The 10,906-nt window shown below is 39.1% G+C and carries 11 protein-coding genes; 3 read left to right on the top strand and 8 right to left on the bottom strand.

Features of this window, described 5'->3' with window-relative positions; genetic code table 11:
* Positions 1 to 67: 67 nt before the first annotated feature.
* The 4 genes from efp to ACIFPW_RS12615 form a co-directional block, all read right to left on the bottom strand.
* Positions 68 to 625 (bottom strand): elongation factor P, encoded by a 558-nt coding sequence (efp, locus tag ACIFPW_RS12600; protein WP_430244709.1) that lies wholly within the window; start codon positions 623 to 625, stop codon positions 68 to 70.
* A 19-nt stretch (positions 626 to 644) separates the two neighbouring features.
* Positions 645 to 1,712 (bottom strand): M24 family metallopeptidase, encoded by a 1,068-nt coding sequence (locus ACIFPW_RS12605; RefSeq protein ID WP_194222121.1) that lies wholly within the window; start codon positions 1,710 to 1,712, stop codon positions 645 to 647.
* Between the two features lie 222 nt (positions 1,713 to 1,934).
* Positions 1,935 to 2,354 carry a type II 3-dehydroquinate dehydratase gene (gene aroQ, locus ACIFPW_RS12610; RefSeq protein WP_430244711.1) on the bottom strand — a complete coding sequence of 140 codons (420 nt, stop codon included), beginning with the start codon at positions 2,352 to 2,354 and terminating at the stop codon, positions 1,935 to 1,937.
* A gap of 79 nt (positions 2,355 to 2,433) precedes the next feature.
* Complete coding sequence (locus ACIFPW_RS12615) at positions 2,434 to 2,964, bottom strand: YqhR family membrane protein (protein ID WP_430244713.1); 531 nt, start codon at positions 2,962 to 2,964, stop codon at positions 2,434 to 2,436.
* Between the two features lie 223 nt (positions 2,965 to 3,187).
* On the opposite strand from ACIFPW_RS12615, the gene ACIFPW_RS12620 reads away from it, so the two are divergent.
* Both ACIFPW_RS12620 and ACIFPW_RS12625 read left to right on the top strand, forming a co-directional pair.
* Entirely contained in the window at positions 3,188 to 4,135 is a 948-nt protein-coding gene (locus tag ACIFPW_RS12620) for a DUF1385 domain-containing protein (protein ID WP_430244715.1), read from the top strand.
* A 21-nt stretch (positions 4,136 to 4,156) separates the two neighbouring features.
* On the top strand, positions 4,157 to 4,546 hold the full coding sequence (locus ACIFPW_RS12625) for an SA1362 family protein (protein WP_430244717.1): 390 nt from the start codon (positions 4,157 to 4,159) through the stop codon (positions 4,544 to 4,546).
* 136 nt (positions 4,547 to 4,682) lie between these two features.
* On the opposite strand, the gene ACIFPW_RS12630 is transcribed toward ACIFPW_RS12625, so the two are convergent.
* The 4 genes from ACIFPW_RS12630 to ACIFPW_RS12645 all read right to left on the bottom strand — a co-directional run bounded on the left by ACIFPW_RS12630 (position 4,683) and on the right by ACIFPW_RS12645 (position 10,209).
* Positions 4,683 to 5,588, bottom strand: a complete 906-nt coding sequence (locus ACIFPW_RS12630) for a patatin-like phospholipase family protein (protein ID WP_430244719.1) — start codon at positions 5,586 to 5,588, stop codon at positions 4,683 to 4,685.
* A 77-nt stretch (positions 5,589 to 5,665) separates the two neighbouring features.
* Positions 5,666 to 6,112: a transcriptional regulator MntR gene (gene mntR, locus ACIFPW_RS12635; protein ID WP_194222127.1), complete on the bottom strand. Its 447-nt coding sequence runs from the start codon at positions 6,110 to 6,112 to the stop codon at positions 5,666 to 5,668.
* Positions 6,113 to 6,409: 297 nt separating this feature from the next.
* Complete coding sequence (locus ACIFPW_RS12640) at positions 6,410 to 8,974, bottom strand: vitamin B12-dependent ribonucleotide reductase (RefSeq protein ID WP_430244721.1); 2,565 nt, start codon at positions 8,972 to 8,974, stop codon at positions 6,410 to 6,412.
* Positions 8,975 to 9,378: 404 nt separating this feature from the next.
* On the bottom strand, positions 9,379 to 10,209 hold the full coding sequence (locus ACIFPW_RS12645; RefSeq protein ID WP_430244722.1) for a lipoate--protein ligase family protein: 831 nt from the start codon (positions 10,207 to 10,209) through the stop codon (positions 9,379 to 9,381).
* A 299-nt stretch (positions 10,210 to 10,508) separates the two neighbouring features.
* Here ACIFPW_RS12645 and ACIFPW_RS12650 point away from each other — a divergent pair, with 299 nt between their 5' ends.
* The gene (locus tag ACIFPW_RS12650) at positions 10,509 to 10,880 is read left to right on the top strand and encodes a rhodanese-like domain-containing protein (protein ID WP_194222130.1); all 372 of its coding nucleotides are present in this window, start codon (positions 10,509 to 10,511) and stop codon (positions 10,878 to 10,880) included.
* The last annotated feature ends 26 nt before the right edge of the window (positions 10,881 to 10,906 follow it).

Here is a 10,906-nt window from a genome sequence, read left to right on the forward strand (position 1 = left end):
AGTGAGTAATCACTCATTTATACTTCTAAAAAAAACCGCTCATTCAGAGCGGTTTAAAATGTTTACGTTATCCTCTTGATACATACTCGCCTTTAGAAGTATCGATAATTAAAACATCTCCCTGGTTAACGAAGAAAGGCACTTGAACAGTTAAGCCTGTTTCAACAGTTGCAGGCTTAGTACCACCTGAAGCTGTGTCCCCTTTAATACCAGGCTCAGTTTCCGTAACAACGAGTTCCACCGTATTCGGCAATTCAACTCCGATCGTTTCTTCCCCATAAGTACGAATTGAAATTTCCATGTTTTCTTTTAGAAATTTAAGTTCATAACTAATTTGCTCTGCAGGAAGTTCAACTTGCTCATAAGTAGTAGTATCCATAAACGTATGCATGTCGGCACTTGCATAAAGATACTGCATTTTACGATTTTCAATATGAGCTTTTGCTACTTTTTCTCCTGCTCGGAAGGTTTTTTCTTGAATTCCACCAGTACGAAGGTTACGTAGCTTCGTTCTTACGAAAGCTGCTCCCTTACCAGGCTTCACATGTTGGAAGTCCATTACCGTCCAGATACCATTTTCCACTTCGATTGTTAGACCAGTTTTTAAATCGTTAACAGAAATCATTAATAGTCCCTCACTTTCATTATTCGCCGAGGATCAGCAATTCCTTAGTAGAATGAGACAACGTCTCATTTCCAGTTTCAGTAATTACTGTATCATCTTCAATTCTTACTCCGCCTTTACCAGATAGGTAAATACCTGGTTCAACGGTTACTACCATACCTGGCTCTAATACTGTATCAGATTTGGTTGAAAGACTAGGTCCCTCATGTACTTCAAGACCAACACCATGACCTAGTGAGTGCCCAAAGTATTCTCCAAATCCTTTAGAAGTAATTAAGTCACGTGATAGAGCATCTGCTTCTTTCCCGCTCATTCCAGGCTTAATTTGTTCCATCGCCTTTAATTGAGCTTCTAGAACAGTATGATAAACACCTTTAAGCTCTTCCCCAGGATCCCCAACAGCTACAGTACGTGTAATATCAGAACAGTACCCTTTATAATAAGCACCAAAATCAAGTGTTATCAGTTCGTTCTTTCCAATAATTTTATCACTTGCGACGCCGTGCGGAAGAGCTGAACGTATACCCGACGCAACTATAATATCAAATGAAGACGAGGTTGCGCCATTTTTTCTCATGAAAAACTCTAGTTCATTAGAAACGTCCAATTCAGTTAGACCCGTACGAATATAAGATGTAATATGTTGGAAAGCAGCATCTGCTATTTCGGTTGCTTCTTTAAGAACCTTTAATTCACTTGAGTCTTTAATCATACGATGTTTCTCAAGAATACCATTAATCGGTACAAGTGTACCGTCTACTTTATTCTCATATGCTTTAAAAACTTGATATGTAACCTGCGTTTCTTCAAAGCCAAGTTTTTTAACTCCTAGTTCATTCGCAAGCTTTGCTACTTCTCCAACAATCGGGCCTTTATGCTGCACAATATCAAACCCTTGTGCTTGCTCTCGTGCCTGATCCATATAGCGGAAATCTGTTACAAACTTCGCTTCTTTCTCAGTAATGAGAACAACACCTGAGCTACCTGTAAACTGGGAAATATATCTACGATTGCTTGCTGAAGTAATTAACATCGCATCTATATCATACTCTGTAAATGACTGACGTAGTTTCTCAATACGTTCCACTGTTTCGTCCCCCTTTAAAATGATGGCTATGCTAATGAACGTTGTTTATAATTGGCTCATATACGCTCTGTGACGACCAACCGTCTGAACAAAATTATTTGCTCGAAGCGATTGATCGTCACAGAGCGACCTTTCAATAGAGCTGAAAGGCATGTGAAATGAAGATTTCACTCGAGTGAGCCAAAAATCGAGAATCAACAGTATAAGCTAACATAGCTAAAATTATAGAAATGACCGCAATGCCAGTTCGTACCCATTCAAACCAAATCCTACGACTTGCCCTTCCGTTACTGGTGAAATAACAGATGTATGGCGAAAAGGTTCTCGCTTATGTACATTCGAGATGTGTACTTCCACAACCGATACAGGAACACTTGCGATAGCATCTCGTATCGCGTAACTATAGTGTGTAAAAGCACCAGGATTTAAAATGATACCTGAAGCATTTTCTGCTTCGTGAATCCAGTCAATGATATCTCCCTCATGGTTTGATTGACGAAAAACAACAGCAGCGCCATTCTCACTAGCAAATTGTGTTAATCGTTGTTCAAGAGTCTCTAGCGTGTCATTACCATAGATGCCGGGTTCACGCTTACCAAGTCGATTTAAGTTAGGTCCATTTATTACGTAGAATGTTTTCATCCCGGTCTCCTTCATCACGATCTGACTTCTATATTAAATAGAAAAAAAGAGAATGTTCCATGAACATTCTACCATAGCTTCATTTATTTGAATAGGAAGCGCCCTTCTGCTGGTTTTCATGATATTCAAAAGAAATCGAATACCCGATAAAGACGCCGTAAAGAAGATAAAGGCATATCGTAGTAATGACTGTGTTGCGATCAAGTTTCGTAATCGTTGGCAGATCGATGAACATTGGATTGAGTAAATAAAATACAATTATCCATAATACAATCCCATAAGCAAGTCCTGCAAGCATGTTATTTATTTTCACGAGCGTTACTTTGTACAAAAAAGCCACAAGTATGGATACAAGCCCAAGGGCAAGAATTCCAATCCACTGCCCTAGCTGTTCATTTTTCCATTCGCCAAGTGCCCATGGTGACAAGATTAGAGAGGGCGGTATCTTAGTAAATTTAAATAAGTATGTGAGATAACCAATTACACCCCAAAAAAGGCCTCCAGCAATCCCGACTGTGATAACTTTTGATGTAAAAGATAGAGGTTGCTCCTGCTTATTTTGTTCAAGTTGTTCATTCTCTTTACCATTTTTCTGGTTCTCTTTATCCATAAGACTCACCTCCCCCTTAAACATTCCCTGTTGAAGCTGGAATTATTTATTAGAAAAATTATCTATTGAAAAGATTAAAATTGCCGGTGTTGGGGAAAATGATTATTACAATCTATTACCTAGAGGTTTTTGCCTATTTCTTGTAGAATGGTATAAAGTACAATTTGTTAGAGTTTGATCGCTTCAAAACATTCTACTTCATACAATAGGTTGGTGAGAGATATTGTCAGATACAAATAAGCCTGCTTATGGCGGGCAAGCGGTTGTCGAAGGTGTTATGTTTCAAGGGAAACATACGTCTGTAACCGCCATTCGGCGCAAGGATGATTCAATTGATTATTTAGAAGTTCCGAAGCAGCCGAAGCCTATCCGAACAAAACTTAAGAAAATTCCATTCATACGTGGTGTTGTTGCGATTATCGACGCCAGTGGCAATGGAACCAAACATTTGAACTTTTCAAGTGAACGCTATGATGTGGACCCTTCGGAAGATGAGGAAGTGTTAGGTAAGGAAGAGCCTTCCAAAATAACGCTTTTATTATGTGCAGCAGCCATAGGCGTTATCTCGTTTGCATTCGTAAAAACGATTTTCACTATATTACCCGCCTTAGCCGCAGCCTCACTTGAGTTTATATTTCCAGGGCACGTTGTACAGAACTTGATTGAGGGTTTCATTAAGCTCATTCTTTTGCTTGGGTATATTTATTTTATTTCGTTAACCCCAATTGTAAAAAGAGTCTTTCAATATCATGGCGCTGAACATAAAGTCATCAACGCTTATGAAGCAGGACTTCCTATTACAATAGAGAATGTTCAAAAGCAATCGCGTCTTCATTATCGATGCGGAAGTAGCTTCATCCTTTTCACAGTAGTCATTGGGGTATTTATTTATCTTCTTGTTCCTACTGATCCATTATGGGTAAGATTACTCTATCGTGTTGCATTAATTCCGGTAGTTCTTGGAGTTTCATTCGAAGTTCTCCAATTAACGAATAAAGTTAGAGAAGTTCCTGTATTAAAAGTGCTTGGCTATCCTGGGTTATGGGTTCAGCTACTAACAACGAAAAACCCAGATGATAAACAAGTTGATGTTGCAATCCACTCATTTAATGAACTACTTTCTCGAGATAAACAACGAGAGGAAGACGATTCAAGCACAAAAGTTGTGTAAAGATAACAGGAGGTGAATCATTTGTCGCGCCGTGTTGTTCAACCTCTAATTTATTTATTAATTGGCCTAGCAGCTATTGGTTTTGTTTGGAAAATGGTCACAGACCCTCAAGGACTTTTCATGCAACTTCTAATCACTGCTGCGATTGCTGCGATCATGATCTTCGTTGTCAGAAAGTTAATGGCTAGAAGAATGGGTCAACAATCAACTTCTTATCAAAAGGCCGTTAAACAATCAACCAAAATGAAAAAGAAAAAAGCTACACCAAGAAGAAATGCACCTCACCTTCGTGTCATTCCATCTAAACGTCTTTCTCCTAGAAAGCGCTCTTTACAGGAGGATCGAAAACAAAATCCTTTTACCGTAATCGAAGGACGTAAAGGAAAAAAGAAAAACAGAGCTCTCTTTTAACATGGTTCACTTGTTTTACCGATAAGATTGGGCGACTTAATAAAAAGTCATTGTCCTGAACGAAGAACTCCTTCTATTTGGAAGTAACTAAACTAACATAAATATGAAAAGGTGGCTGATGAAATCAGCCACCTTTTCATATAATATTGTCAGGTAATTTTCTCCACGTATTGAGAAATTGAGAGGTTCGCTCTTCTCCTAACAAGATTAGTTTCTTTTGACTTTGTCTCTCTAGTTTAAAAGCTGTCGTCAGATCATGATCCACAGGTATAAACACAATGTTCTTCGCTTTTTGTTCTTCAATATATCGAGCATCATGAGCCTGCTTCATTGTTTCAAATAATGCCTGATACATATCAACAGCATTTGTAATTTTATTTTCAGGAACGTGGTTAAAGTTTGCACTCAATTGAAAGCCTAATACAGGTCTTTGTGGTTTTTTATTTTCAGGAGGTTGGAATATCCATAAAGGGAAGTTACTTAAAATCCCGCCATCTACCATATAGTGCTTTTTACCATCAATGGAGTAGAGCGGTTGAGGTTTAAAGAAAAATGGTAAACTCGCACTCATCCTAACAGCTTTCGCGACAGAGAACCGCTCTGGTACGAAGCCGTACTGTGCTAAGTCATCAGGTATAACGACAAGCCTCCCTTTCGATATATCGGATACAATAATCTTCAGTGATCCCTCGGGTAAATCACCGAATGTTTCAATGCCTTTGTTTTTTAATAACTCCCCTACCCATAATTCTAGGTCCTTCCCAGAATAGAGCCCAAGATTCCAGTACAACATCAACCACCGTATCAACGGGAATGTATAACCTGAGTTTTTTTCGAGTAGTCTCGTTAGATCCGTATCGAGCAAGATCTTTTCTAATTCATTTCCTTTATAACCTGATATAATCAAAGATGCAATTATAGCCCCAGCACTCGTGCCCGCTGTACGTTTAAATTCGAGGCCTTTTTTCTCAACGGCTTGAAGTGCTCCCACTAGCGCTATCCCTTTAACTCCGCCACCTGAAAAGACGCCATCAATGTACACACTCAAACCTCCTTCCCACCTTATTAAAGCCTAAGCTTTAACGGGGGAATTTAGTACAAAAAAAAGAAACAACCCGATTAAACTTCGGATTGTTCCTCGTGTGCTTCTTCATTTTTACGTTGCACTTCTCTAAGTTCATCCACTCGTACATTTGTCTCTTCAAAGTACTGGACAAGATCACCAATGCGATCGATAGCGTCCCAGCTTAGATGATGTTCAATACCCTCAACATCTTCATATATATTCTCTTCGTTAACCCCGATAACACCTAGAAATTGTTCAAGCAAAGCATGGCGATCAACGAGTCGCTTTCCTAGCTTTTTCCCTTTAGGAGTAAGCATAAAGCCGCGATATTTTTCGTATACGACATATTTACCTTTATCTAATTTTTGAATCATTTTGGTTACCGAGGAGGGATGTACCTCTAATGCTTCCGCGATGTCTGATACGCGAGCATACCCTTTTCCGTCTATAAGTGCATAAATACGTTCAATATAATCTTCCATACTGGGAGTAGTGGCCATTGGATTCCCTCCATCTTTTATTCCATTTAAGCCAGTTAATAAAAGCATACACCATAGTATGGGCGGATACAAGGAAAGGTTCCATAAGCTTCTATTAACTGCATTAACTCAGTTCTAATACTCTTATGTAGAGCAGATATTATATCATATTTCATTTAATCGGTTTTGTAAATTAGTGGATAAAATACAAAGTCACTTGAACACCCCAACAGCACTTGCGAAAAATGTCCCTAATCTACGCACAAAAAGATGAAGGATAAACGTTTCCGTCTATCCTTCCCTTACATCAGTTAGCTATTAAAGTCCGCACTTCAGCTGTGCACCACAATTATCACAAGTATTGCAACCACCCATTTCCTTTACCTGACCCTTTCGACAAACAGGGCACGTATTACCTACTTCAGACCCGATTGTAACGTCTGTAGAGCGTAGATCTGTAATCGTGTCAACTAGTACTACTTGTTTCTTTTCTTGCATGCCATCTTCAAACTCAAGCTGTTCAAATGAATTTTCTTCTGCTTTAAGAGTTAGAACCTGAGAATCACGGCTACCATCTACATAAACGGTACCGCCTTTGGCTCCTCCATTATATAGACGCTCATAAACTGCTTCCACTTGTTTCACTGAATACCCTTTTGGAGCATTAACAGTTTTTGAAATCGAGCTATCAACCCAGCGTTGAATAACGCACTGAGTGTCAGCATGATCTTCTGGTGCGAGCTCCATTGCTGAAACGAACCATTCCGGAAGGTTTTCTGTATCAGCTTCTGGATTTCTTTCAAAGTACTCTGCAAGAATATCTGCTTTTACTTCGATAAATTTACCAAGTCGTCCACTACGGTAATAAGAGAAAGAGAAGTAAGGCTCAAGACCGGTAGAAACCCCTACCATCGTGCCAGTGCTACCAGTAGGCGCAACTGTTAGAAGATGTGAATTACGTATACCATAGTCCATAATGCTGTCGCGTAGGTCATTTGGCATTTGTTGCATATAACCTGTGTTAACAAATGCTTCACGTAATCTATTTGTTTCCGCAACTGTTTCACCCTCAAGGAAAGGGAAGCTTCCCTTTTCTTTAGCAAGATCCACAGAAGCACGATAAGCTGTTGTAGCAATTGTTTCAAAAATCTGATCTGTTAAATTATTCCCTTCTTCTGATCCATATATTGTTTCACAGTATATAAGAAGGTCATGTAGCCCCATTACTCCTAGTCCTACTCGACGTTCGCTAAGAGCTTGCTTCTCATTCTCTTCTAAGAAGTAAGGTGTCGCATCAATAACGTTATCTTGCATGCGTACGCCAACTTCAACCGTTTCTCTCAGCTTATCGAAATCAACAGTCTTTGTCTCCTTATTAGCCATCTCAGCAAGGTTCACTGCTGCTAGGTTACATACAGAGTAAGGTGCTAATGGTTGCTCACCACATGGGTTAGTAGCGACAACTTTTTGACCGTAAGAAGTTGCGTTTGTTTTTTCATTTGCATTATCAATAAAGAAGATACCTGGCTCTGCGGAGTAAGTAGCACAAATATTAATTAAATCCCACAGCTCTTTTGCCTGAACCTTACGATAAGTTCTTACTGGAAAGCCTTGCTTCTTCCAGTCACGTACATCCCCTGATTCATGCCAGTTCTCGTTATAAAGTGCCATTTGTTCTTTCGTATAGTTCTCTACATCCGGGAATCGAAGTTCATATTCAGAATCATTTTCAACCGCGTTCATAAAGTCTTTAGTTAAACAAATCGAGATGTTTGCACCAGTCAAGAAGTCAGGATTGTGGACAGAATACGTTCCACCCGTTGCAAGCTTATCCTGCGCATCCTGCATCACCTTTTCTTCAAAGCCACCTGTTCCAGGAATACTACGGTAGTTTAAGATACTTTGGTACATAGATCTTTCCGACTCTGAGAGCGGTGTGAATTTCAACTTATCTTCTGCAAGTTTCTTAATTTGTTCATCCTTTGTATTCTCCATAAGGAAACGAAGAATGCGTGGATTCTGCATTTTTGAAATGATAAATTCAATAATATCAGGATGCCAGTCAGCGAGCATTATCATTTGGGCCCCACGTCTTGAGCCACCTTGCTCCACTAGATGCGTCAGCTTTGCAATATCATCCAGCCATGAAACCGAACCTGATGATTTACCATTCACACCCCTAGCAAGCGTGTTTCTAGGACGAAGTGTAGATCCGTTCGTTCCTACTCCTCCACCTCGACTCATAATCTCCATTACTTGTTTACGGTGTTCAGAAATACCTTCTCTTGAATCCTGCGGAAACGGCATAACGTAACAGTTAAAGTACGTCACTTCCGTATCAGCTCCAGCTCCGTAAAGTACACGCCCTGCAGGAACAAAGTTCATTGATGAAAGTTCTTTATAGAAACGATCTTCCCAATATGTCTTTTCCCCATCTGTTTTCTCTACATCAGCAAGACCACGTGCATTACGACGAGCAATTTGCTCATAATATACTTCCAAGGGCTTTTCTATGACATCCAACGAACGGACAATAATACCTGATTCTCTTTCTTCTTCTGCGTCTAAAACGCCAACGTAATCCTCATGAACAGCTACAGTTGCTTTCTTAGATTGAAGATCGAATTCTTCAATATACCCAAGACCTCTTGCTGGAAATTTTGGATCTTCTTTAATCGTTAAGACAACAAAATCACCTTTTTGTAATGTCTTTTTCTCTGTATCTTTAAATGCATAGCGGTCAAGCATCACAAGACGACTAACACCTTTGTGAGTTAGATGCATATCCTCTGTAATCGGATGAACCTGCGCAAACATTTCAATATCCTTATTCAACTGCTCAATGTTAATAGATCTTCTTTTTTCATTGGTTTGTATTGTCATATAAACCCCTCCGTTTCGACATTTATACACTTAAGAGCATCTCTAGATGTATGTAGCTATGATAAATCGTCTTGATTAATAGTAGCACATGTACACGAACCAGACAATCATTTTTAACCATATATAGTGTTCAGAATTCTTCAATCAATACTACATATAGTAAAAGAGCGAATACTTTAGCGATTTGTCAACTTTCAAATCCAGTGAAAATGAAAGGTTTTCCTCGATAAATAAAGATTAGATTAGAAGAATAGAGAAAAAAGAGGAATTTTGTCTATTGCACATTTTTCCACACTCTGCCTTTTTAACATAGGAGACAAAAATTAATCAGTTAACAGACCATGATTAAGATTAGAACATTTGTTCTTGTTAAGTCAATAGGAAAAAGCACCCAACGAAGGTGCTTATTTGCTAAAGTTCCATTCCTTGCTAGCGTATTTCTCCTCTGCTAGTTGAACAACAAAGGACTCTTGTTCATCCGTTAGTTGATATGGAACCAATTCAATATCAAGCCCCTGTTGAAAACCATCATAAAAAGCTTTAACCGCTTCTGATATCGATACAGGAGTTTCACGGAGTGCATTAATAGCTACAGCCTTTTTTCTAAAACCTCGCTGCATCCGCTCACGTACCCGTTCATTTTTAAATTTGAAACAATCAAACAATTGGTCCTCATCAATGTCAAGAAGAATCGATCCATGCTGGAGAATGACACCTTTTTGACGAGTTTGAGCGCTCCCAGCGACTTTTCGCCCTTCTACAACAAGTTCATAATAGGACGGAGAGTCAAAACATACACCCGATCTTGGTGCACGTAGCTCTTCTTTCTCTGCATCCGTTTCAGGAACAGCGAAATAAGCATTCAATCCAAGTTTTCTGAAACCAATCAATAACCCTTCTGAAATAACCCGGTACGCTTCTGTTACGGTTGAGGGCATGTCTGGATAATCTTCAGAGACAATAACGCTATAAGTCACTTCCTGATCATGAAGGACAGCTCTTCCACCAGTAGGGCGTCTCACAAACCCTAGACCATTTTTTTCTACAGCATCCATATTAATATCACGTTCGATACGCTGGAAATAACCAATTGAAAGTGTTGGGGGATTCCACCCGTAAAATCGAATAACAGGGGGGATAGTCCCATCACTATGCCATTTCAATAATGCTTCATCAAGTGCCATGTTATAAGCTGGAGAACGTTCTCCCGAATCAATAAATGCCCATTGCTTCATTTTCGGAACTCCTTTATCACTGTCAGTTTTCTAACACCTTCCCTATTCTAGCAGAGGAGAAAATGGATGACCAATGAACACTCTCAATTATTTTAGCTATGTCTTGAACATTATTGGTTTTTCGATCTTTCAAGTATAGGCGAATCTCCTCTATCCCAACTAATTTAGAACAAATTTGATTTAATTACTGAATACTACCTATTCTTTTTATAGTTATTCCTTTTTTTCTTTTGCGGAAAGCCGAAAAGACGTGTAAACTTAAAGTTGTCGATTTTACTTGAAAGGGTGTAACAAAGTTTATGGAATGGATTATCGCAATACTCGTCGCGATCATTGTGTATGTTGTCATTACTCGATACATGCAAAAGAGGAATTTGAAAACGTTAACGGAGGAAGAATTCCGTGCCGGCTATCGTAAAGCCCAACTGATTGATGTTCGTGAACCAAACGAATTTGATAATGGCCATATTCTAGGGGCAAGAAACATCCCTGTTAGTCAGCTAAAAATGCGAATTAAAGAAATCCGCAAAGATCAGCCAGTTTATATGTACGACTACAACGGAATTATTGTAGCCCGTGCTGCAAGCATTCTTAGAAAACATGGCATTAAAGATCTTTATCAATTAAAAGGCGGCTTCAAAAAATGGGGCGGCAAAGTAAAGAAAAAATAAAAAGCAGCTGGGACATAAATAGCCTA

The organism is Pseudalkalibacillus sp. NRS-1564 (assembly GCF_050467905.1).
Lineage (GTDB): Bacteria > Bacillota > Bacilli > Bacillales > Guptibacillaceae > Guptibacillus > Guptibacillus hwajinpoensis_B.

What these genes read in the sequence shown, in the direction of transcription:
- efp (WP_430244709.1), bottom strand. Translation starts at nt 625, where the DNA reads ATGATTTCTGTTAACGATTTAAAAACTGGTCTAACAATCGAAGTGGAA.
- aroQ (WP_430244711.1), bottom strand. Translation starts at nt 2,354, where the DNA reads ATGAAAACATTCTACGTAATAAATGGACCTAACTTAAATCGACTTGGT.
- ACIFPW_RS12615 (WP_430244713.1), bottom strand. Translation starts at nt 2,964, where the DNA reads ATGGATAAAGAGAACCAGAAAAATGGTAAAGAGAATGAACAACTTGAA.
- mntR (WP_194222127.1), bottom strand. Translation starts at nt 6,112, where the DNA reads ATGGCCACTACTCCCAGTATGGAAGATTATATTGAACGTATTTATGCA.
- ACIFPW_RS12640 (WP_430244721.1), bottom strand. Translation starts at nt 8,974, where the DNA reads ATGACAATACAAACCAATGAAAAAAGAAGATCTATTAACATTGAGCAG.
- ACIFPW_RS12645 (WP_430244722.1), bottom strand. Translation starts at nt 10,209, where the DNA reads ATGAAGCAATGGGCATTTATTGATTCGGGAGAACGTTCTCCAGCTTAT.
- ACIFPW_RS12650 (WP_194222130.1), top strand. Translation starts at nt 10,509, where the DNA reads ATGGAATGGATTATCGCAATACTCGTCGCGATCATTGTGTATGTTGTC.